Raw genomic sequence first — 22,920 nt, 5'->3', positions numbered from 1 at the left:
CCCGTTCCGGTCAGGACTACCGTCGTTCCGCCCGCGGCTGGCCCCGAGTTCGGCGCCACCGAGGTCAGCGTGGGCACGGCGACATAGGTGTAGGAGAGTCCGTTGCTGGTGCCACCGGCAGTGGTGACGGTGACCTGTACCGTCCCTGTCCCTGCGGGAGCGACTGCTGTGACCTGCGTGTTGGAGTTGACCGTGAACGAGGTCGCCGGTGTGCCACCGAAGTTGACCGCGCTGGTGGTGGACAGTCCGGTGCCGGTGATGACGACCGTTGTGCCGCCGGTGACCGGCCCCGAACTCGGGTTGAGCGAGGTGAGGCTGGGAACTCCGGCGTAGGTGTAGGAGACGCCGTTGCTGGTTCCACCCGAGCCGGTGACGGTGACCTGTACCGTGCCGGGCGACCCGGCGGGGGCGGTGGCCGTGATCTGTGTCGGCGAGTTGACGGTGAAAGTCGTTGCGGTGCTGCCGAACCGTACCGTCAGTGGGCCGGTGAAGTCGCTGCCGGTGATCGTGACACTGTTGCCGCCCGCCGCGGGCCCTGCGGTCGGGGAGATGGAAGTGATGGTCGGGACCACCACGTAGACATAGGTGACCGGGTTGCTGGTGCCGCCCGGTCCGGTGACGGTGATCGACACGATCCCGCTCCCGGCAGGGGAGACGGCGGTGATCTGGGTGTCGGAGTTGACCGTGAACGAGGTTGCCGGTGTGGCACCGAAGTTGACCGCGGTGACTCCGGTCAGGCCGGATCCGGTGAGTGTGACCGTCGTCCCGCCGGAGGTGGAACCTTGGCTGGGGCTGACGCTGCTCAGGGAGGGAACCGGGAGATAGGTATAGGAGACCCCGTTGCTGGTTCCGGCCGCGGTGGTGACGGTGACCTGTACGGTACCGGCCGACCCAGCGGGCGCGATGGCCGTGATCTGGGTCGGGGAGTTCATGGTGAAAGTGGTTGCCGTACTGCCGAATCGAACGGTGGTCGGACCGGTGAACCCGGTGCCGGTTATCGTGACGCTGGTACCCCCCGTCGTTGGCCCTGACGTGGGGGAAATGGAAGTGATAGTAGGCATGGCGGAGCCTCCTCGTTGCCGTGGTGCTAATTCCTCTGCACCGGATTGGTGCACGACTCGATTGGCGGCCCGCCCTTTCCATTAACACCCCGGGACTAGTTGCTGGGCAATGTATCTCCGATCTGGTTTTGTCCGTTTTGGGTGCGCACTCCGTACGGACCCAGGTACGACGAAACCGAACGCCCGCCCATCGTCCCGGTGCAGGCCGGGACCCGTTGCCGGACCCGGGATCACCCGGGCGACGAGGCGGACGTTCGGTCTCTTTGCGGTGGGCGCGGGACCTGCCGGAGGGGAACGGCGGGCCGTCGCGCCCGTGTCCCGCGGGGTCCGGACCGCGGGACACGCTGTGGCGGTTACACGTTCGCGTACGCCAGCGAGGGGACGCGCTGAATGGCGAACGAGGACCGCAGGTAGAACCACCAGGTGACGCCCGCCATGACCAGGAAGGCCCCGGCGTAGGCCCAGAAGGCGGGGGCCATGCTGCCGAAGTTGATGTTCGACAGGCGCAGCGCCTGCTGGAGCAGGTAGCCGCCGGAAGCCCCGATCGCGCCGATCACGCCGATGGCGGCGCCGGCCTGACGCTTGGCCGAGGCCACCGACTCGGTGATGTCGAGGCCGTGTTCGGCGGCGTACTTCTTGGCCTGGGCGCTGAAGATCATCGGGATCATCCGGTAGGTGGAGCCGTTGCCGATGCCGGTGAGCACGAACAGCAGCAGGAACGAGATCAGGTACAGCGGGAAGCTCTTCAGTTCCAGCGCGACCATGATGAGCGCGACCGCGACCGACATGCCGCCGAACACGAACGCGGTGATCTTGGCGCCGCCGACCTTGTCGGAGACCCAGCCGCCGAACGGACGGCTGAACGAGCCGACCAGCGCGCCGAGGAAGGCGAGGTTACCGAGCGTGGTGATCCAGCCGATCTTGGCCAGGTCCGGGAAGTTGGCCTTGATCAGGGTGGGGAAGGCGAAGGAGAACCCGATGAACGAGCCGAAGGTGCCGATGTACAGGAACGACATCACCCAGGTGTGCCGGCTGGTGAGAGCCAGCCGGTAGGACTTGCCGTCGGATTTCGCGGTGCTGATGCTGTCCATGTAGCGCAGCGCGCCGAACGTGGCGATGAGGATGAACGGTATCCAGACCAGCACCGACAGAGTGATGCCGAACCGGTAGCCGCCGGGATCCTTCGCCATGATGTGGGTGCCGAGGGTGATCAGCAGCGGCAGGATCAGCTGGGTTTGCGCGACGCCGAGGTTGCCGCCTGCCGCGTTGATGCCGAGGGCCGCACCCTTCTTCCCTTCGGGGAAGAAGAACGAGATGTTCGCCATCGAGGAGGAGAAGTTGCCGCCGCCGACGCCGGCCAGCGCGGCCAGCAGCAGGAACACCCACATGGGCGTGCCGGGCTGGTTGACGAAGTACGCCAGTCCGATGGTCGGGAGCAACAGCATGGCCGCGCTGAACGCGGTGAACGCCCGGCCACCGAATTTGGGGATGGCGAAGGTGTAGGGAATGCGCAGCGCGGCGCCGACCAGGGTGGGGGTCGAGGTCAGCAGCAGCGCGTTGCTCACCGCAGTGGGGTTGCCCTTGCCGAGGCCGGCGAGGAAGTCGAAGCCCGCGGCGCCCATGCTGGTGACCACGGTGCCCCAGATGACCCAGACGCTGAAGCCGAGGTTCTCGGCGAACACGGAGAAGATCAAATTCTTGCGCGCGGTCTTCGCGCCGCCGGATTCCCAGAATTTCGCGTTGTCCGGATCCCAGTGGTCGATCCAGCGTCCGCGTTTCTTGTATTCGAAAGTCGTTGGCTGCGACTGCTGGCCGGTGGCTGCTACGGCGGTCATCGGCTTCCTCTCGATTCGGCTCGACCGGCCCTCATCGCGGCTGTCGCCGCCGGCGGTATCGAGTGCCTAGCTACGGTCGAGACAAAGGTAAGAGCCGGTTGTTGCGTCCCCGTGGCGTTCGGTGACATTCCCGGCAATTCCAACTCACATTGCCCGGATTCCGATGGTGACCACTTGGTTACCTCGCCGGTCGCGCGAGGTTATCGCGCGTCCGGATATTCGGCGATGAGGGAATTGAGGAAGCATCGTGTCGCCGACGCGGCCCGTTCGGGATCGCCGTCGATCACCGCGTGCACCAGGGCCGCGTGCTCTTCGGGATAGGAGTCGTCGGACTTCGCGGTCCGTGCCCGGATGACCTGTTCGATGATGGGCAGCAGCGAGTCGTAGAACTCGAGGTACACCGCGTTGTGGCTCGCGACGACGATCGCGCGGTGCAGTTGCACGTCGGCCTCGATCGCGGCGGCCTGGTCTTCGTCCCATTCCTTGTCGCGCTCGGCGAGCAGGCGCAGCAGGTTCGCGATGTCGGTGTCGTCGCGGCGGCGGGCCGCCAGCGCGGCGGCGGTGGTGTCCAGCGCGAGGCGCAGCTCCAGCACGTCGCGTTCCTCGGCGTCGGCGAAGTACTTGCCCAAGGTGCCGCCGAGATCGGACGCGGCGATCACATAGGTGCCCGAGCCCTGGCGGCGTTCCAGCATGCCCGCGTGCACGAGGGCCTGGACGGCCTCGCGCACAGTATTGCGGCCGGTGCCGGTGAGCTCGGTGAGCTCCGGCTCGGTGGGAATGCGCGAGCCGATCGGCCAACGGCCGGAACGGATTTCGGCCCGAAGCTGCTCGGTGACCTGGGCGATGAGGCTGGTGCGCCGGACGGGTTGCACCTCGACAGAGTACCGCCCATCACAAATCATTGCCGCTCATCATCCGGTCATCCTATGATTTCTCGGTGACTGCGACCCTCCCCGAAATCGTGCCTCGCCAGGAATCCGTCCTGATCGAGCGTCGTCGACGTGCGCTGACCGAGGGCCGCCTGCTGGTACTGGCCGCGATCGTGATGTCCGCGCTCACCCTGCGGGTCGCCGTCACCGCGTTCAGCCCGCTTGCCGAGCGGATCGGCGCCGAGATCGGTTACGGCACCGCCGTCGTCGGCGTCTTCGGCATGATCCCGACCGCCATGTTCGCGCTGTCCGGCCTGCTCACCCCGATCCTGGCCACCCGGCTCGGACTGGAGCGCACCGCGCTGACCGCCATGCTGATGGCGGGCGCGGGCATGCTGATCCGCGTGCTCATGTCGGGCACGGTGGAGCTGCTGATCTTCTCCGCGCTCGCGCTCGCTGGCATGGGCATCGGCAACGTGGTGATCCCGCCGCTGGTGAAGCGGTATTTCCCGGATCGCCTCGCGGTGGTCAGCTCGCTGTACATCGTGATGGTGCAACTCGGCACCGTCGTGCCCGCCTTCACCGCGGTGCCGGTGGCCGAGGCGCACGGATGGCGCGTCTCGCTCGGGGTGTGGGCCCTGATCGGCTTCGCTGCGGCGGTGCCGTGGGTGGTGGTGCTGCGCGGACGTGACGACGCGGACAGGACCGCCGCACCGGAGCAGGCGCCGCGCACCGGACGCGTGTGGCGTTCGCCGATCGCCTGGGGCATGGCGGGCATGTTCGGCATGACCTCGCTGATCACCTACTCGATGTTCACCTGGCTGCCGAAGGTCCTGGGCGAGGCGGGTGCCAGCGCCGGGTACGGCGGGGCGATGGTGGGGCTGTTCGCCGTGGTCGGCCTGGTCGCCGCGCTGACCGCGCCCACCGTGGTCGCCCGGTTCCGCAATCCGTTCCCCGTCGTGGTCGGCTGCGCGGTGCTGTTCTTCACCGCGTTCGCCGGGCTGCTGCTCGCGCCGATGTCCGCGCCGATCCTGTGGGTCGTGCTGCTCGGTCTCGGCCCGAGCACCTTCCCGATGGCGCTGACGCTGATCAACCTGCGCACCCGCACGCCGGGCGGGTCGGCCGCGCTGTCCGGCTTCACCCAGGGCGTCGGCTACGCGGTGGCCTGTGTGGGTCCGCTGCTGTTCGGCATGCTGCGCACGGCGACCGGCGGGTGGCTCGCTCCCTTCGCGATGCTCGGCGCCGCCGTGCTCGTGTTGCTGACCGGCGCCTGGCAAGCCTGCAAACCTCGCCTGCTCGAAGACACCTGGAATTGAACCTCCTTACCTATTTCGCGAAATCTCACAACTCGGGTTGCGCCGCTGTGCGAACCGGGTGAGGATGTGGGCGATACGCGGAGGCGGGTAGCGCGCGTCACACCTCACGGGCCGTCCAATTCGAGATCGGCCACTTTGTCACGCGCGGAAACCGCTGTGTCACATGCGCGAAACATTCACTAGGAACTCACCCCGCCGTACCGGGAATCGTGAGCAACCGTTGATTTGACGGTCATTTCGCGCAGCATTTCGGCAATACCCATTTCCTACCGTGGGGCCAACCGACTTTGGGAGGCCCTGTTGAGCACGCTGACGCGTAACCGTTCGGAAGCGCTATGGACGAAGATCCGCAGGCCGCAGATCGAGCAGTGGGATGCCGAGGATGTCGCGGCCTGGGAAGCAGGCGGCAAGGACATCGCCAAGCGCAATTTGATCTGGTCGGTCTTCGCCGAGCACGTCGGATTCTCGGTCTGGTCGATCTGGTCGGTGATGGTGCTGTTCATGCCCACCGACAAGTTCGGCATCGATCCGGCGGGCAAGTTCTTCCTGGTCGCGATGCCCACGCTGGTCGGCGCGTTCCTGCGCATTCCCTACACCGTGGCGACCGCGCGCTTCGGCGGGCGCAACTGGACCGTGTTCAGCGCGGCCCTGCTGCTCATCCCGACGCTGTTGACGCTGTACTTCATCAACCAGCCCGGCACCTCGTACACGACGTTCCTGGTGATCGCCGCGTTCGCGGGCTTCGGCGGCGGCAACTTCGCCTCCTCGATGACGAACATCAACGCCTTCTACCCGCAGCGGCTCAAGGGCTGGGCCCTCGGCCTGAACGCGGGCGGCGGCAACATCGGCGTCCCGGTGATCCAGCTCATCGGCCTGCTGGTGATCGCCACCATCGGCAACGGCTACGCCTCGCTGATCTGCGCGGTCTACCTGCTGCTCGTCGTGCTCGCCGGGCTCGGCGCCGCGCTGTTCATGGACAACCTGCCCGGCCAGAAGGCCGATCTGTCCTACATGATCACCGCCCTGAAGGTGCCGCAGTCCTGGGCGATCGCGTTCCTCTACATCGGCACCTTCGGCTCGTTCATCGGCTACAGCTTCGCCTTCGGCCAGATCCTGCAGATCAGCTTCAAGGCCGGTGGCGACAGCGTCGCGCAGGCCACGCTGCACGCCGCGCAGATCGCGTTCCTCGGTCCGCTGCTCGGCTCGCTGGCCCGCCCCTACGGCGGCAAGTGGGCCGACCGCATCGGCGGTAGCCGGGTCACGCTGTACGTGTTCGGCGCCATGATGGGTGCCGCGGTGCTGGTCGGCGTGGCCAGCACGATGGCCGACCGCAACAACGGCGTGGCCAGCGGTGCGGTGATGACCGCGCTGGTCATCGGCTTCATCACGCTGTTCGTGCTGTCCGGAATCGGCAACGGATCGGTCACCAAGATCATCCCCTCGGTCTTCGAGGCGAAGTCCAAGAGCCTGGACGCCACCCCCGCCGAGCGGGCCGCGTGGTCGCAGAACACCTCCGGCGCGCTCATCGGCTTCGTCGGCGCCATCGGCGCGCTCGGCGGCGTCGGCATCAACCTGGTGCTGCGCTCCTCCTACGCCTCGACCAAGTCGGCGACCACCGCGTTCTGGGTGTTCATGGCCTTCTACGTGGTCTGCGCGCTGGTGGTCTGGGCGGTCTTCCTGCGCCGCCCGGTCGGCCGCGTCGCCGCCGATTCCGATGTCGTGGTGGAGGCCGAGTCGTTCGTGCTCGAAGCCGAAGCCAGCCGCTCCCAGTCCGGAAGCGCCCCCTCCCAGTCCACCAGCTCGTCGGCCCGCGCCTGACACCAGATCCAGTCCAGGAGGACCAACAGATGAACCCCACAGTCGCTCGCAAGACCGCGGTGGTCGTCGGCCACGGCATGGTCGGGCACCGGTTCGTCGAGGCGTTGCGCTCGCGCGACACCGAAGGCCGCTGGCAGGTGGTCATCCTCAGCGAGGAGCAGCTGCCCGCCTACGACCGCGTCGGCCTCTCGTCCTACGTCGGCAGCTGGGACGCCGCCGCGCTGGCGCTGCCCGGCAACGAGTACGCCGGTGACGACCTGGTCGAGCTGCGGCTCGGGCAGCGCGCCGAGTCGATCGACCGAGAAGCGCGCAAGGTCACCACGTCGGCGGGCGACACCCTCGCCTACGACGCGCTCGTGCTGGCCACCGGCTCCTACCCGTTCGTGCCGCCGGTGCCAGGTCACGACCGCCCGGAGTGCTTCGTCTACCGGACCATCGAAGACCTGGACGGCATCCGTGCCGCGGCCGAGGCGGCCGGTCCCGGCGCGGCCGGTGTGGTCGTGGGCGGCGGTCTGCTCGGTCTGGAGGCAGCGAACGCGTTGCGACTGCTCGGGCTCACCCCGCACGTGGTCGAGTACAACACGCGGCTGATGCCCGCTCAGGTCGACGAGGGCGGCGGCGCCATCCTGGAGCAGCTGGTCACCGACCTCGGCCTGCAGGTGCACACCGGCGTCGGCACCTCCTCGATCGAGCCGACCGGAGACGGAGTGAAGGTCACGCTGTCGGACGAGTCGGTCATCGAGGCCGGACTGGTCGTGTTCTCCGCCGGTATCCGCCCGCGCGACCAGATCGCCCGCGACGCGGGCCTGGAGGTCGGCCCGCGCGGCGGCATCATCACCGACCTCGGCCTGCAGACCTCCGACCCGAACATCTGGGCCATCGGCGAATGCGCCGCCGTGGAGGGCGTGTGCTACGGCCTGGTCGCGCCGGGTTACAGCACCGCCGAGATCGTGGCCGACCGGCTGCTCGGCGGCGCGGGCGAGTTCCCCGGCGCGGACATGTCCACCAAGCTCAAGCTGCTCGGCGTCGACGTGGCCAGCTTCGGCGACGCGCACGGCGTCACCGAGGGCGCGCTGTCGGTCGTGCTGCACGACGCGGCCAAGGGCACCTACGCCAAGCTCGTGGTTTCCGATGACGCCAAGACCCTGCTCGGCGGCATCCTGGTCGGCGACGCCACCGCCTACTCGGCGCTGCGCCCGCTGGTCGGCCGCCCGCTGCCCGCCGAACCGGCCGCGCTGATCTCGCCCGCGGGCGCGGAACTCGGCGCCGACGCCCTTCCGGACGACGCGCAGATCTGCTCCTGCAACAACGTGTCGAAAGGCGCGATCTGCGGGGCGATCTCCGATGGCGCCTGCGACATCCCGTCGATCAAGAAGTGCACCACCGCCGGAACCTCCTGCGGCGGTTGCGTTCCCATGCTCAAGAAGCTGCTCGAGCAGTCCGGCGTGGAGATGTCCAAGGCGCTGTGCGAGCACTTCGAGCAGTCGCGCGCCGAGCTGTTCCAGATCGTCCAGGTCACCGGCATCCGCACCTTCTCGGGTCTGATCGCCAAGTACGGCAAGGGCACCGGCTGCGACATCTGCAAGCCGACCGTCGCCTCCATCCTCGCCTCCACCTCGAGCGACCACATCCTCGACGGCGAGCAGGCCGCGCTGCAGGACACCAACGACCACTTCCTGGCCAACCTGCAGAAGAACGGCACCTACTCCGTGGTGCCGCGGATGCCGGGCGGCGAGGTCACCGCCGAGCAGTTGATCACCATCGGCGAGGTGGCCAAGGAATTCGGCCTGTACGTGAAGGTCACCGGCGGTCAGCGCATCGACCTGTTCGGCGCGCGCGTCGAGCAGCTGCCGCTGATCTGGAAGCGACTGGTCGACGCTGGCATGGAATCCGGTCACGCGTACGGCAAGTCGCTGCGCACCGTGAAGAGCTGCGTCGGCTCCACCTGGTGCCGGTACGGTCAGCAGGATTCGGTCGGCATGGCCGTGCTGCTGGAGAAGCGTTACCGGGGCCTGCGCTCGCCGCACAAGCTCAAGCTGGCCGTGTCCGGCTGCGCCCGCGAATGCGCCGAGGCGCGCGGCAAGGACGTCGGCGTGATCGCCACCGAGCACGGGTGGAACCTCTACGTCGGAGGCAACGGCGGCCTCACCCCGAAGCACGCGGTGCTGCTGGCCGGCGACCTCGACGACGAGACGCTGATCAAGTACATCGACCGGTACCTGATGTTCTACATCCGCACCGCTGATCGTTTGCAGCGCACCGCGCCGTGGCAGGAGGCGCTGGAAGGCGGCATCGATTACCTCAAGCAGGTGATCTGCGAGGACAGCCTGGGCATCGCCGAGGATCTAGAGGCGGCCATGGCTCAGCATGTCGCCGGCTACCGCGACGAGTGGGCCGCGGTGCTGGAAGACGAAGAGAAGCTGTCTCGCTTCGTGTCGTTCGTCAACGCCCCGGAAGAGGCCGATCCGACGATTTCGTTCGACGATTCGGGCGAGCGGAAGGTTCCCGTCCTGCTGGGACTGCCCGAGGTCCCGGTCGCCACGCAGGGGAAATGACCGCTTAACCGCCCGGAAACAGAGCGTCGGTACCAATGAGTAAGGCGTTTGGAGGATGACACCGATGACCGTGATCGACACCCCCGGCATCGCCGCAGCTACCACCACTGGGTGGACGCAGGCATGCCGTCTCGACTACCTGATTCCCGGCCGCGGCGTTGCGGTGTTGCTGAAAGGTGGCCGCCAGGCCGCCCTTTTCCTGCTGGACAACGGCATGCTGTACGCCGTCGGCAATATCGATCCGATCGGACGGGCCGCGGTCATGTCGCGCGGGATCGTCGGCGACCGCGGCGGCGTGCCCGTCGTGGCCTCGCCGCTGCTCAAGCAGGCTTTCTCCCTGGTCGACGGGCACTGCCTGGACGACGAATCGGCGATGCTGCCGGTGTACGCGGTGCGCGTGGACGACGGCATCGTTTCGGTTTCCAACGAGCCGGTCGTGGCCGAGCTCGCGTCGTCGGATGGATGACTCGCATGACAACACTTGACACGGGCGCCAGCCTGGCCGGATTCACGGTCGGCATCACGGCGGCCAGGCGCGCCGAAGAGTTCGCCACGCTGCTGGAACGCCGGGGAGCGAGCATCGTGTCCGCACCGGCCATCCGGATCATTCCGCTGGCCGACGACAACGAGCTGGAGCGGGTCACCCGGCAGCTGGTCGCCGATCCGCCGCAGATCACCGTGGCCACCACGGGTATCGGCTTCCGCGGATGGATGGAGGCGGCCGAAGGCTGGGGGCTGGCCGAGGATCTGCGTCGCACGCTGGGCGCCACCCGGATGCTCGCTCGCGGCCCGAAGGCCAAGGGCGCCATCCGCGCCGCCGAGCTGCGCGAGGAATGGTCCCCCGCCTCCGAGTCGTCCGCCGAGGTGCTCGACCACCTGCTCGCGGAGGGCGTGGAAGGCGTCCGGATCGCGGTGCAGCTGCACGGCGCCACCACCGAGTGGGAACCGGTCCCGGACTTCTGTGAGGTCCTGCGTTGCGCGGGTGCGGATGTCGTGCCGGTGCCGGTGTACCGCTGGGTGCCGCCGGACGACCAGGGCCCGATGGATCACCTGATCGAGGGCATCGTCACGTCCGGTCTGGACTGCGTCACCTTCACCAGCGCCCCCGCGGTCGCGTCCATGTTGATGCGCGCCAAGGAAACCGGGCTGCTGGAAGGCCTGCTGTACGCGCTGCGCGGTCGGGTGCTGCCCGCCTGCGTCGGTCCGATCACGGCCGCGCCGTTGGAGGAACTGGGGGTGCCCACGTCGATGCCGGGGCGTGCCCGGCTCGGAGCCCTGGCCCGCCATGTCGCCGAGGAACTGCCCAGGCGCGCCAACCGGATTCAGGCCGCGGGCCACAACATCAGCGTGCGCGGCGCGTGCGTGGTGGTCGACGGTCAGGTGCGTCAGCTGGCGCCCGCGCCGATGGCGCTGATGCGCTCGCTGGCCCGCCAGCCCGGCCGGGTCGTCTCCCGCGAAGACCTGCTCGCCGCGCTGCCCGGCGGCGGTGACGACACGCACGCGGTGGAGACCGCCATCGCCCGCCTGCGCGCCGGTCTCGGCACGCCGAAAGCGATTCAGACCGTGGTCAAACGCGGATACCGGCTCGCGCTGGACCCGGCGGAATGCACCGACAACAACCCACGGCCCACCGCGACAGGAGGCCCCCAGGTGCCCGGCGTCGGAATTCCGACCCGGGCACCTCGGTACATCCAGACTGCGGGGAGCTGGTGACCGCGCCCGCCTTGGTGCTGGTGGCCCACGGGACGCGCAGCACCAAGGGTGTGCAGATGATCGCGGCGCTCGCCGAGGCCGTGTCGAAGGAACTCGGTGCCGGGGTTTCGGGGCCCGGCACCGAGGAAAAGCCCTGGGTGCGTACGGCATTCGTGGACGTGCTCGGTCCTTCGCCCGCGGAGGTGCTGCGCGATCTGGCGACGCCGACCGGGGAATCCGTGCCCGCGGTGGTGGTTCCGGCGTTCCTGGCTTCGGGCTATCACGTCTACCAGGACGTGCCGCGCGAGGTCTCCGAGAGCGCCCATCCCGCGACGGTGGTCACCCCGGCCATGGGCCCCGATCCCGCGCTGGCGCGAATCATGAAGATGCGCCTGCGCGCCGCGGGCTGGACCCAGGGTGACGCGGTGGTCTTCGCCGCCGCGGGCTCGTCGGACGCCCGCGCCCGCCAGGACGTCCGGCGCGCGGCCGGGCTGCTGGCCGAACGTCTCGGTACCGGCGTCCGCATCGCCTACGTCGCCACCGGTGCGCCGCGCGTACCGGAGGTGGTCGCCGAACTGCGCGCCGCAGGGGCACGCCGGGTCTTCGTCGCTTCGTATCTGCTGGCCCACGGTTTGTTCCAGCAGCGCCTGCACGAGGCGGGCGCCGACGGCGTCGCCGAACCCATCGGCGTGCACCCGGCCGTGGTCCGGCTCATCGCCGAGCGCTACCACGTCGCCGCCCAGGAGATGGTTCGAGCCCGCGCTCATTGATCGGCGGGCACACGGGACCACACGTGCGCGTACCGCCGAACATGTTCGGCGGTACGCGTAACCTACTGCCCTAATGGCGATCTTTCGATCGAACTATCCGCCTTTCGTGGTCCGATGCGCGCGGACCTAAGGGCAGGCACTATCACAGGATTCCGTAATGGTCGTACACGGTGTCTTCCCATGCGTGATATAGCCACATGAAGAGGTCTCCGTCGCGCTCACGTACTACGGCGCGCAGCAGGTCCATGGGCTCGACTTTTTCGAGATCGTAATCCTCGTTCGGTTGGATACCGATCATCTCGAGCAGCGGGACATCCCGGTAATTGTCCCCAGACCATCCGCCACCGCCGACTCTGATGAGCATGTCGCCGACATAGGCAACCACACCTTCGAGGAATGGTTGTGCCTCGGGGGCGCTCAATTGGGACACCTCACCGAATCGGCGCAACACCTCCGCCTCCAGCCTTCCGAGTGAGGCGCTCGAAGAGTCCAGCCGCACATCCTCCGGAAGGTTGGCTTTGAGACGGTCGATCCGCAAACCGAAATTGTCCACCCACTCCGAATAGCGCAGCGCCAACGGCGTCTCATCGATCATCGTGGTCTCTTTCGTGTTCGGCGACAACGTGATCATTCTGTCGCGGGAACGCGGACGCGCAGGAGCATGCTTCCCAAGCTTGGTGGTACTACGAGGGGTGGACGTCCAGTTTTCGGGCACCGGCGTGCGTAGCGCCGAGTTCGGGGCTCGGCGCATCGATCGAGGTTGTGACCAGCGCTGGCGCTGGCGGCGATTGGGCCTGCGAGGGCAGGTGCTCGCGGCGCACCGACAGCAGCGGCGAGCAGGTCACGGTTGGTGTCGGGCAACCGCTCGGGGGCCTCTTCGTTCCGGTTCGAAGGTTGCGGGAGAGCGCATGAACGATGCGCGGTAGCTGCTCGGTGACACGCCGACATGGCGGATCATGTGCTGGCGCAATGATTCCGCGGAGCCGATGCCGCTGTGCCGGGCCACCTGGTCCATGGGCAGGGTAGTGGATTCCAGCAGTTCCCTGGCGCGTTGCAGGCGTTGGTGCAGGAGCCATTTCTGCGGGCTGAGGCCGGTCTCCTCGTGGAATCGGCGGGTCAGCGTGCGGACACTGGTGCGCGCGTGCCTGGCCAGGTCGTCCAGCGACAGGGGGGTGTCCAGGCGGCGCAGCGCCCAGGTGCGGGTGGCCGCCAGGGTCACGCCGTTTTCCGGCGGCAGTGGGGCGTCCACGAACTGAGCCTGCCCGCCGGACCGCACCGGCGTGACGACGGCGGCGCGGGCGGCCGCGTTCGCCACGGTCGCGCCGTAGTCGGCGCGGATCAGATGCAGGCACAGGTCGATTCCGGCCGCCGCGCCCGCGGCGGTGGTGATCGGGCCGTCCTCGATGAACAGCGCGTCGCTGCGGACCGACACGTCCGGGAACATCGCCGCCAGCTCGGCGGCCAGGCCCCAATGGGTGGTGGCCGTGCGTCCGGCCAGCAGACCCGCCTGGGCCAGCACGAACGCTCCGCTGCAGATCGAGGTGACGCGTTTGCCATCGGCGACGGCGCGACGCAGGGCGGCCACGGTGGCTTCGTCGGCGCCGCCGCGGCTGCCGGTGCTCGGCACGATGACGATATCGGCGGCATCGATCGCCTCCAGCCCCCGCGACACCACCACGTCGAATCCACCCAACCCGGCGGGCAGCACACCGGGCGCGGCGGTGCACACCAGGATGCGGTAGCCGGGTTCGCCGTCCACCATCGCCGCGCCGAGCACGGTTTCGGGCATGGACAGGTCGAATGCCTTCACGGGCGGTACCGCGACAACGGCGACAGTCTGCATGGCCTGATCCTTGGGATAGTTGGCAATCCGGTCACTAGCTTAGCCGAACAGGCCAGGGCAGGCTGAGTGGCACGCGTTGATGTTGTTGTCGCAGAAGGGAAATCGCATGCCTACGCAGGTCATCGTCGGCCGGGGCGCCACCGCCTCGGCCACCGCGGCGCTCCTGGCCGAATCCGGCGATCGGGTACGTATGGTGAGCCGCAGCGGGGCCGGTCCGGAGCATCCGAATATCGAGCGGATCGCCTTGGACGCGCTCGATACGGCCGCGCTGACCGCGATCGCCGAGCACGCCGAGACCGTGTTCAACATGGCCATGCCCGCCTATCACACCTGGCCGGAAGCTGTTCCGCCGCTGTTCGGGTCCATCCGCGCGGCCGCCGAGCGGACCGGCGCGAACTACGTGATGCTGAGCAATCTGTACGGGTACGGACCTGTGGACGGCCCGGTCACCGAGCGGTCACCGCTGGCGGCCATGGGGCCGAAGGGGCAGGTGCGCGCCCGGATGTGGCGGGAGGCCGAGGAGGCGCACCGGGCGGGCCGGGTGCGGGTGGCCGAGGTACGGGCATCGCAATTCATCGGCGCTGGCGCGATCTCGGTGTTCTCGTTGCTCGCCCAGCCGAAGATCCTGGCCGGACAGTTGGCGCTGGTGCCGCAGGCGCTCGACGTGCCGCACGCCTACACGGCCGTCGGTGACGCGGCGGCGGCAGCGGTCGCCGTTGCTCGCGACGAGCGCGCGTGGGGCCGAGCCTGGCACGCGCCGGTCATCACCGCGACCGTGCGGGAGCTGGCCGGGAGCCTCGCCGCAGTCGCCGGCGCGCCCGAGCCGCGGTTGGAGTTGATGAGTGATCGGGAGCTGACGCTGCTCGGTCTCACCGACCCGTTCTGGATCGAGCTGTTCGAGACCTACCACATGTCGCACGCGACATTCACGGTCGACGACTCCGCCATCCGCGACACCTTCGGCTTGAAAGCATCCGACCCGGACGAGGTGTTCGCGGAGGTGGTGCGCGCTTCCTGAGCGTGGATGCGCCGCTGGATGCGATCCGGAGCGGAGATTCGGCCGCTGGGCCTTGTGGCACGGCTTCGCAGTGGTACTCGCCTTGGGATCCTGCGCTCCGCCGCGTCGCATCGGCGAGCCGGTTCGGCAAATCTGTTCCCAACGGCCTGCGAAGTGGTGCACGAGAACTGCGATGACTCCCGCTGAGAGGTCCTGGGCACTGGTCCCTCAGCTTCGCTGATCAGTTGCTGAATATCTGCTGATTGCCGAAAAATCAGACCATGTCGCCGTCTACCTGCGATTTTATATCGCTATGGGAACATGCCCGCTGAATGCTGAATGCGGCGGTCGCGGCGTGATAGAAATTCGGCCCATGTACCGGCTCATGCGATGCCTGGTTTCCCTCCTCGCGATCGGCGCCGCCCTGGTCCCGGCCGCGACCGCCACCGCGGACCCCGACGCGGCGATTCTGGACGTGCGGCCACTGGGCGGGCGGCAGTTCGAAGTCGTGGTCCACTCGGGCGCGATGGGGCGGCCCATCACGTTGTGGCTGTCGCATCCGGGTCCGGGCGCGCCCGCGCTGTACCTGCTGAACGCCGTGGACGGCGGAGAGGAGGGCGGGCCGTGGACCCGGCGCACCGACGTCGCCGAGTTCTTCGCCGACAAGCCGGTCAACGTGATCGTGCCGATGGGCGGGCGCGCCAGCTACTACACCGATTGGCTGCACGATGACCCGGTCCTGGGCCGCAACAAGTGGACCACCTTCCTGACCAGGGAACTGCCCCCGCTGCTCGCGGGCAGGTTCGGGATGAACGGCCGCAACGCCGTCGCCGGAACGTCCATGTCGGCGACCTCCGCGTTGAATCTGGCGATCGCCGCGCCGGGCTTGTATCGGGCTGTCGGCTCCTACAGCGGGTGCCCCCGCACCAGCGATGCGATGGGCCAGGCGATGGTCAACTCGCAATTGGCGGTGTTCGGCGCGAGCGCGGCGAATATGTGGGGCCCACCGGCCGGTCCGGCTTGGATCGAGAACGATCCGATGGTGCAGGCCGAGCGCCTGCGCGGCGTAGCGCTCTACGTTTCGGCGGGCACCGGCGCACCGGGCGCCCACGAGACGATGGGCGATCCCGGCATCGACGGCAATCCGCTTCGGATGGTGGATCGGCTGCTGGTCGGCGGGACCATGGAGACGGTGATCGGCGGCTGCACCCGCGAGTTCGTCGACCGGTTGCACGCGCTCGGCATCCCGGTCACGACCAACCTCCGCCCCGCGGGCACGCACGCCTGGACGTACTGGCAGGACGACGTGCACGAGTCCTGGCCGATGTTCGCCGCCGCGCTGGGCGCCTGATCGGCCACCGCACCCGGCCGGATCACGGATTCCAGGGATCCAGGCCCCCTTCGGGATCGAGGTGATCGAGATTGGCGACGCGCCTGGCCGATCGCACCAGAGCTTCGCGGTTGATATCGGTGGGATCGGCGTAGTACGCCTGGGCCGCGTCCCGGTGCATGGTCGCCACCCGGTGGCCGATATGCCAGCGGGTGTCGCGGCCCGCGTTGTTCCACTCGTCGGGGGTGATCGCCGCCCGCAGCGCCCGGTCCGAATGCCAGTTGTTCTCCACCCGTTGCACGAACGCCTGGTCGATCGTTGCGCCCGGCGCGGGCGCGTTGCTGTGCCGGACGAAGCTGTCCGCCGCGATGACCGCCTGGGCGGCGAAGGCGTCGTGCGCCTCGTGGCCGACGTGGTTCTCCACCGCCCACGCTGTCGCAATCGCCTTCTGCAAGGGTGCGAAGCCGTACGGATTCTGCGATACCGTCGATTCCTGGGTGGAAAGTGCGGCCAGCGAGTGGTTGACCATCTCGTGGCTGGCCCCAGAGGCGAGCAGCACGTGATGCACGCGTGATTCGGGAACCTTGTTGTCGCGCAGTGCTTTCAGGGCACGGGAGACACCGAGCTGGGTGTGCATGCCCCCGTGTTGCCTGGCCGCGGTAACCGCGACGCCCCGCCAGTTCGTGCGGGACAGCTGATGCTCGACGTAGCCTTCCTCGCGGCTGGCCAGGATTCTCCTGGTGGACCGTTCGATCCTCTTCCGTGTGCTGGCCAAGGGATTCAGCGGATTGACCGTTCCCCCGGCCAGCCACGCCGTCACGGGTGAGGTGTTGATGGTATTGAGTACGCCGAGTGTGCTCGCGAACCCCATGCCCGACGAGGCTTTCGCGCCGCCACCACCCATGCCGAGGGCCGTGCCGCCGCTGCTCGACTTGGTCTGACTGCCCTGCACCGCCAGGGAGAACCGGTTGGCGATCCAGTCGTTGCCGCGAGACAGGCTGCCGCTGAGTCGTTTCAGCTGGAGGATGGCGACGATCTCGACGGTGCCCGCGATGATGATCACCGCCATGACCTGGCCGCGAGCCTGCGCGAAGAGATTGCCCATGAACAGCACGTAGACACCGAGGAATATGGTGTACGCCGTCATCCTGGCCGCCGCGACGAAGCTGTCCACCAGGTTGCGGACCAGGAACGTCTGCGTCGGGCCGTACACGAATCCGCCCGCGGCGAAGCCGAAGATCGACATGATCCCGTGATAGATCGTGTCCAGCGCGGCCTTGATGACCTTCAGTCCGAGGTACATCGCGAAGAGCAAGAGGATGCCGCCGCAGATCAACAGCATGAGCCCGGTGGCGACCTGCCCCATGGTGGGGTTCTCCGCCTTCGCGTGCGCGGCGGCGTCTCCGCACGACTTCATGCCGCTGATCACCCGGGCGTCGTCGCCCGCCGCAACCCCTGCCGACCATGCCGACCGGCAGGCCGGGCGCGCGTCGACGGTATGCCCGAAATTCCACACTTGCAGCGGTTGACGGGCGAAATTGTCGGCCAGTTCGCTCTGCATGGTCGTCACGAGCTGAGCCGGATTCGGGTTGGCGTTCCCGTTCAGGCCCGCCGCCACGGAGATGCCCAGGTCGCGGCCCTGCGCCAGCAACCCGTCCGAGGACAGCACATCCGCCAAGGGCTCGGCCAGGAATACCGGCCCCAGCACCGCCACCGCCAGCATCGTCACCACCTGCATGGTGGCCTTGGCGTGGTAGCCGCGCACGATGAACCAGGCGACGCAGAACGCGCCGATGGTGGCCGCGGTGACCAGCATGATCGGAGTCGCGAGCTGCCCGGCCAGCGCGTCGGCCACGCCACGCAACGCCGCACTGAACATGTCCAGCCACCGGAAGCTCAACGCGTAGCCGATCAACCAGATCGCGGTCGTCACAATGGCGATGTAACCGATGAATTCCAAGCCCAGCACCGCCCACAGGACGGTGGCGCGCGGCTTGAACAGGCTTTCGTCGCCGGTCGCGAACCGATAGTCCGACAGCGGGATGCCCGATGAGTCCCGGATATTCATCCAGCTGAGCCCGTCGATCCCGGATGCTTCGGCCGTCGTGCTCGCCGCGTCCTGGGCGACGGCTATCGCGCCGAGGAAGCCGGGAAAGACGAAGAGCGCGAAGATGATCAGTGCGAGCCAGGCTACCCGTCGCCGCCGAGTGCCGGTGCCCCAGCGCGGCACACCGCGATGTGGGGCTCGGCGGAACTCGTCGGGAACTCGAACCGAATACCGCCTGGATGAACGGCGGCTGACAGTGCGTGATCGCACCACCGGGGAGCAGATGTGCACGGAAGAGTCCTTCGTCCCGTTGCTGGGGGCGCGGTCGACTGCGAATTGTGAAACGAGCTGTGCGCGTGCGGTACTGACAGCCTCGGCCCCCGTCTCACGCTGTGTATTACAGACAGGTACGGAAACATCCGCTTGAACGTCCAGTGACATCCATGCGGCTCGGGAGTGTACGTAAGCACCTTGGTGAAGCCAGGCCCGGCATAGACCCAAATACGGTGCGCTGCAGAGTGATTCGTACACTTATCGGCCGCTCGTTCTGTGGATTTGCGGGCCGGATCGAGCGGGTTCTCGGCCGGACGAGCGAGTCTCGTCAGTCGTGCGGTCGGTGACCGCGCCTGGATTCGGCGCACACCACCGAGCGACACGACCGGGCAGGTCGGGTCAGCTCCGCGAGCCTGTCGTACCCAGGGCGCACAATGCCGCTATGGCATACGACGAGGAGTTGGCCGAGCGGATCCGAGAGCTGATCGGGCCAGGGCCGAAGCTCACCGAGCAGAAGATGTTCGGTGGCCTGGCGTTCCTGATCGGCGGCAATATGGCGGTCGCGGCCAGCCGCCAGGGTGGCCTGCTGGTTCGCGTCGACCCGGACGAGGGCGAGCGGCTGCTCGGCGAGTCGGTCGAACCCATGGTCATGGGCGGACGCGAGATGGCCGGCTGGCTGTATGTCGCCGCCGCGGCAGTCGCCGACGAGGAAGTCCTGCGGGAATGGGTCGAGCGCGGCGTCGCCTACGCCCGGACCCTCCCACCGAAAAAGAAGAAGTAACCCGCCTCAGGGACGAACCAGGCGGCGGAAGAGCACCCGGTCGAATTCGCGGCCGTACTCGTCGACCGCGACCACGTCCATCTCGCTGGCGAACACGCCCGGCCGGACGTCGACGCGCAGGAACGAGTAGTTCCGGAAGCGGACCCGCGACCACGGCGCGGCCTCGTCCTGTTTGCCGCCGCCGGGCGTCCACACGTAGCTGTTCGGCACCGTGGTATCGGGTAGTTCATTGCCGCGGAAGGATTCTCGCGAGCCCGGCTGGAATTCGTAGCGGGGGCGTCCGCCGCCGCCCACGGTGTAATAGACGGTTCCGTCGGTCTCCGGGTAGACGATCGAGTTGTCGCCCGCGACCTTCGTCGCGTTTCCCGCTCGGATCGGATCGGTGCGCTCGTAGACGTGGTTGTGCCCCTGCAGCACCAGGTCCACCTGATAGCGGTCGAACAACCCGACCCAGGCGTCGCGCACGCCGCCGTCGCTGGCGTGCGCCTCGGTGGTCGAATACGCGCAGTGGTGGAAGAAGCAGACGATGAAGTCGATGCCGGGGTCGGCGCGGTAGGCGGCCAGCGCGCGCTCCACCCAGTTCGTCTGCGCCCCACCGGAATAACCGGTACTGGCGCGGATCTCGTAGGACACGTCGTTGGCGTCCAGCGAGAGCACCGCGACATTCCCGTAGGTGAACGAGTACGCCGACGGGCAGCCCGCGGGGCCGTTGCCGGGGAAGTCCAGCCGCGCCAGATGTCCGCCGTAGCCGTGGTCGCCGTAGGTGGCTTCCATGTCGTGATTGCCGGTGGTGAACATCCACGGGGTCTGGGCCGCGCTGGGCTCGATGGCGTTGAAGTAGACATCCCACACGTAGGGGTTGTACTTGTCGAACCCGCTGGATGGCTGCGCGCCGTGCGCGGCGAACTGCCCCGGCTTGCCTCTGCCGGAGGGGTCGGCGTAGGCGATGTCGCCTGCGAGGATGTGGAAATCCGGCCGGGCCGCCGCGATCTGCCGCAGGACGTTGCTCGCGTGCGGTGCGGCCGGATCGTCGTCGGGCCGGTAGTACTTGTCGTCGTAGTCGCCGGGCGCGACGCCGTCCGGCAGTGCGGGCGTCTCGTCGGTGCCCTGGTCACCCATCATGGTGAAGCGGAACGGCAGAAGCGCGGCCCTGCTGGTTGGCATCGCGGGTGCGGCGGCGCGGATGTCGCCGACGAAACCGTCGGAGGTACGCCAACGATAGAAGTGCGGCACCCGGCCAGGAAGCCCGTCCACCGGTGCGTGGACGTAGAACTGTTCGGCCGCGAGCACGCCGCCATCGACCGTGGGCAGCTGGGTGAGCAGATTGCGCACCTCGGCTTCGACCGTCGCACCCAGCGCCGGGGTGGGTCCGTGGTCCAGATACACCGTCGCGCCCGCCGGTCGCCGGGACAACTGTGCCGCGAAGCGCAGTTGGCTCGCCGCGTCCGGGCCGAACGCCACCCGTCGTCCGCCGACCGCGAGCCGAGCCTCCTCGGCGTACGCGCGCGCACCGAAGGGCGCGGCGCCGACCGCCGCCACTGCCGCGGCCGCCGCGGTGCCACGCAGGATATTGCGCCGCGACACCGGATGGCGGCGCAGATAGGCGCGGTGCCATTCGTATTGCTCGGTCATCGTCATGTCGGTGGCGAGACGGCCCGGAATTCCGGTGTCGGGAATGTCGCCTGCTGGATTCAGCGGAGTGGACGGCATGCCGCTGATGTTGTCCGGCTATGGTGCGCACCGGCAACTCGACACGCACACCATGTGCGGGAACACTGAACGTGTCGACGCGGAATTCGTTGTGGTCCCGCTCAATTGGCATAATCGGCTCGCCTTTGGTAGACAGACAACGGAACGGCATTGTGATCGGGGGGATCCGGCAATACACCCGAACGACCTGGAGTTCCCTTTTTGCGCACGTCCGAGTTCCCGCCGAATGGCCCATCGTGTCCTGTCATCCACGGCTCGCCGACCGGTTCCGGCGACTCGCGGGTGTCGCTGCATGCACCCGAGTTCGCTGTCGATCCGCACCATGTCTACCGTGAAATGCGAAGACAGTATGGATCTTTGGCCCCGGTAGAGCTGGCGCCGGGCGTGCCGGCTACGTTGGTGATCGGCTATCACACCGCGCTGCGGATCCTCAACGATCCTGAGCACTTTCCGGCCGATCCCCGTACTTGGCAGAAGAACATCCCCGCCGACTGCCCGGTCCTTCCGATCATGGAGTGGCGCCCCACCGGGAGTAGAAGCGCCGGGGTGGACTTGCTGCGCTACCGGCAGGCCATCACCACGAGCATTGCTCAGGTAAATCTGTACGGTATCCAAGCCACCGTGCAGAAGATCGCCATCCCGCTGATCAACGGCTTCTGCCAGGCCGGTGCGGCCGACCTGATCAGCCAGTACATCTTCCCGCTGACGTTCGAGGTCGTCAATGCGATGCTCGGGTGCCCGCCGGAGATAGGTTCTCGAGTCGCCGCCGGTATGGCCGCGATCTTCGAGGGCATCGAGGCCGAGAAGGGCAACGCCATGCTCAGCGAGGCGATTCTGGAACTGGTGACCTTGAAACGGGGCGAACCCGGCAACGACATCACCACGCTGCTCTTGCAGCACCCAGCCGAACTCGATGAGCTGGAGATGGTCCACCAGTTGGTGAGCGTCTACGGTGCGGGAATCGAACTGCAACTGAACCTGATCAGCAATACCCTGCTGCTGATCCTCACCGACGACCGGTTCGGCACAACTGTCCTGGGCGGGAGTCTGTCCACCCGCGACGCCCTCGACGAGCTCTTGTTCAACGACCCGCCGCTGGCCAACATGTTGATCACCTACCCCAGGCAGCCGATCCTCATCGACGACGTCTGGCTGCCCGCGCACCAGCCGGTCGTCGTCAGCATCTCCGCCTGCAACAACGATCCCGCGATCCGGGCGAAGGATCAGACCGGTAATCGCTCGCATCTGGCATGGGGCCTCGGACCACACGCCTGCCCCGCCCGATCCCTGTCCTACCTGATCGCTCAGGAGGCCATCGATCAACTTCTCGATGCGCTGCCCGAGATGCAGCTCGCCGTACCGGCCGGGGGACCGACTTGGCGGCCTGGCCCCTTCCACCGGGCGTTAGCGGCTCTGCCGGTCACTTTTCCGCCGTCTCCGCCGAACGACGCTGTGTAGCATGGGCGGTCCGCCAGCGTTCGGGGGCACGGAAGGGTTCCCGTGCCACGTCACGGTGGCTAGGCTGCCAGGATGACGCCTATCCTTCGCGTCGCCGTCGCGCCGGTCGTGCTCGCGGGCGCGCTGGCCGGCGCGGCGAACGCCAACGCGACGCCGGGCACCGACATCACCGCCGTCACCCTGGGCCAAGCGCAGATCCCGGCCGGACTGCTCCCGTTCGTCGCGGGCACCGACCTGGTCGTCCGCGAAATCACCATCGGCCCAGGTGGTTCCACCGGCTGGCACTACCACGACGGCCCGGTCTTCGGCTTCATCCGAGCGGGCACCCTCACCCATCCCGGCCCCGACTGCGACGCCCCCGTCTACCGCACCGGGGACTTCATCTACGAGCCCGCGGGCGAGTGGAACGTCCACATCGGCCGAAACCTCGGCACCGAACCCCTCATCCTCGACGTCGTCTACACACCCCCCACCGGAAAACCCCTCTTCGTCGACGCCCCCGCGCCGCCCTGCGCTTCATGATCAACGGCACCTGGTGGAGGGGTCCTCTCGCGAAATCCCGCGG

Annotated in this window: 18 protein-coding genes; 11 read left to right on the top strand and 7 right to left on the bottom strand. The window is 67.9% G+C overall.

Features of this window, described 5'->3' with window-relative positions; genetic code table 11:
- From ON34_RS20450 to ON34_RS20440, 3 genes are all read right to left on the bottom strand, one after another.
- On the bottom strand, nt 1–1,061 hold a 1,061-nt coding region (locus ON34_RS20450; RefSeq protein WP_174372057.1), incomplete at its 3' end, for an IPT/TIG domain-containing protein.
- 353 nt (nt 1,062–1,414) lie between these two features.
- Complete coding sequence (locus ON34_RS20445; RefSeq protein ID WP_040781675.1) at nt 1,415–2,896, bottom strand: MFS transporter; 1,482 nt, start codon at nt 2,894–2,896, stop codon at nt 1,415–1,417.
- 200 nt (nt 2,897–3,096) lie between these two features.
- The gene (locus ON34_RS20440) at nt 3,097–3,768 is read right to left on the bottom strand and encodes a FadR/GntR family transcriptional regulator (RefSeq protein ID WP_040781673.1); all 672 of its coding nucleotides are present in this window, start codon (nt 3,766–3,768) and stop codon (nt 3,097–3,099) included.
- Between the two features lie 65 nt (nt 3,769–3,833).
- Here ON34_RS20440 and ON34_RS20435 point away from each other — a divergent pair, with 65 nt between their 5' ends.
- From ON34_RS20435 to ON34_RS20410, 6 genes are all read left to right on the top strand, one after another.
- Nucleotides 3,834–5,081, top strand: a complete 1,248-nt coding sequence (locus ON34_RS20435; protein WP_051022913.1) for an MFS transporter — start codon at nt 3,834–3,836, stop codon at nt 5,079–5,081.
- Between the two features lie 297 nt (nt 5,082–5,378).
- The gene (locus tag ON34_RS20430; protein WP_040781707.1) at nt 5,379–6,899 is read left to right on the top strand and encodes a nitrate/nitrite transporter; all 1,521 of its coding nucleotides are present in this window, start codon (nt 5,379–5,381) and stop codon (nt 6,897–6,899) included.
- 29 nt (nt 6,900–6,928) lie between these two features.
- On the top strand, nt 6,929–9,454 hold the full coding sequence (gene nirB / locus ON34_RS20425) for a nitrite reductase large subunit NirB (protein WP_040781670.1): 2,526 nt from the start codon (nt 6,929–6,931) through the stop codon (nt 9,452–9,454).
- A 64-nt stretch (nt 9,455–9,518) separates the two neighbouring features.
- Nucleotides 9,519–9,920 carry a nitrite reductase small subunit NirD gene (gene nirD, locus ON34_RS20420; protein WP_040781704.1) on the top strand — a complete coding sequence of 134 codons (402 nt, stop codon included), beginning with the start codon at nt 9,519–9,521 and terminating at the stop codon, nt 9,918–9,920.
- 5 nt (nt 9,921–9,925) lie between these two features.
- A complete protein-coding gene (locus ON34_RS20415; RefSeq protein ID WP_051022909.1) occupies nt 9,926–11,167 on the top strand; it encodes a uroporphyrinogen-III synthase in 1,242 nt (413 codons plus the stop codon).
- Nucleotides 11,164–11,916 carry a sirohydrochlorin chelatase gene (locus ON34_RS20410; protein WP_040781664.1) on the top strand — a complete coding sequence of 251 codons (753 nt, stop codon included), beginning with the start codon at nt 11,164–11,166 and terminating at the stop codon, nt 11,914–11,916. The genes ON34_RS20415 and ON34_RS20410 overlap by 4 nt, the downstream gene beginning before the upstream one ends.
- 142 nt (nt 11,917–12,058) lie before the next feature.
- Here the strand turns inward: ON34_RS20410 and ON34_RS20405 are convergent, their stop codons facing one another.
- A complete protein-coding gene (locus ON34_RS20405; protein ID WP_157172354.1) occupies nt 12,059–12,511 on the bottom strand; it encodes a hypothetical protein in 453 nt (150 codons plus the stop codon).
- 246 nt (nt 12,512–12,757) lie between these two features.
- Nucleotides 12,758–13,759, bottom strand: a complete 1,002-nt coding sequence (locus ON34_RS20400) for a GlxA family transcriptional regulator (RefSeq protein WP_051022908.1) — start codon at nt 13,757–13,759, stop codon at nt 12,758–12,760.
- A gap of 106 nt (nt 13,760–13,865) precedes the next feature.
- Between ON34_RS20400 and ON34_RS20395 the strand changes: the two genes are divergently transcribed.
- Entirely contained in the window at nt 13,866–14,777 is a 912-nt protein-coding gene (locus ON34_RS20395; protein WP_040781699.1) for an NAD-dependent epimerase/dehydratase family protein, read from the top strand.
- Nucleotides 14,778–15,129: 352 nt separating this feature from the next.
- Nucleotides 15,130–16,107 (top strand): alpha/beta hydrolase, encoded by a 978-nt coding sequence (locus ON34_RS20390; protein WP_040781658.1) that lies wholly within the window; start codon nt 15,130–15,132, stop codon nt 16,105–16,107.
- A gap of 22 nt (nt 16,108–16,129) precedes the next feature.
- Here ON34_RS20390 and ON34_RS20385 read toward each other — a convergent pair whose 3' ends face one another.
- On the bottom strand, nt 16,130–18,316 hold the full coding sequence (locus ON34_RS20385; protein ID WP_040781655.1) for a hypothetical protein: 2,187 nt from the start codon (nt 18,314–18,316) through the stop codon (nt 16,130–16,132).
- A 532-nt stretch (nt 18,317–18,848) separates the two neighbouring features.
- On the opposite strand from ON34_RS20385, the gene ON34_RS20380 reads away from it, so the two are divergent.
- The gene (locus ON34_RS20380) at nt 18,849–19,187 is read left to right on the top strand and encodes a TfoX/Sxy family protein (protein WP_040781652.1); all 339 of its coding nucleotides are present in this window, start codon (nt 18,849–18,851) and stop codon (nt 19,185–19,187) included.
- Nucleotides 19,188–19,193: 6 nt separating this feature from the next.
- On the opposite strand, the gene ON34_RS20375 is transcribed toward ON34_RS20380, so the two are convergent.
- Entirely contained in the window at nt 19,194–20,897 is a 1,704-nt protein-coding gene (locus tag ON34_RS20375; protein ID WP_040781649.1) for a metallophosphoesterase, read from the bottom strand.
- A 357-nt stretch (nt 20,898–21,254) separates the two neighbouring features.
- Here ON34_RS20375 and ON34_RS20370 point away from each other — a divergent pair, with 357 nt between their 5' ends.
- Nucleotides 21,255–22,355: a cytochrome P450 family protein gene (locus ON34_RS20370; protein ID WP_373291953.1), complete on the top strand. Its 1,101-nt coding sequence runs from the start codon at nt 21,255–21,257 to the stop codon at nt 22,353–22,355.
- Between the two features lie 72 nt (nt 22,356–22,427).
- Complete coding sequence (locus ON34_RS20365) at nt 22,428–22,877, top strand: cupin domain-containing protein (RefSeq protein ID WP_040781645.1); 450 nt, start codon at nt 22,428–22,430, stop codon at nt 22,875–22,877.
- Nucleotides 22,878–22,920: the final 43 nt, after the last annotated feature.

The sequence above is a fragment of the Nocardia pneumoniae NBRC 100136 genome, assembly GCF_000308755.1.
In the GTDB taxonomy this organism is placed as follows: domain Bacteria; phylum Actinomycetota; class Actinomycetes; order Mycobacteriales; family Mycobacteriaceae; genus Nocardia; species Nocardia pneumoniae.
Note: the sequence above shows the minus strand (reverse complement) of the source record. Positions and strands in the feature narration are given on the sequence as shown.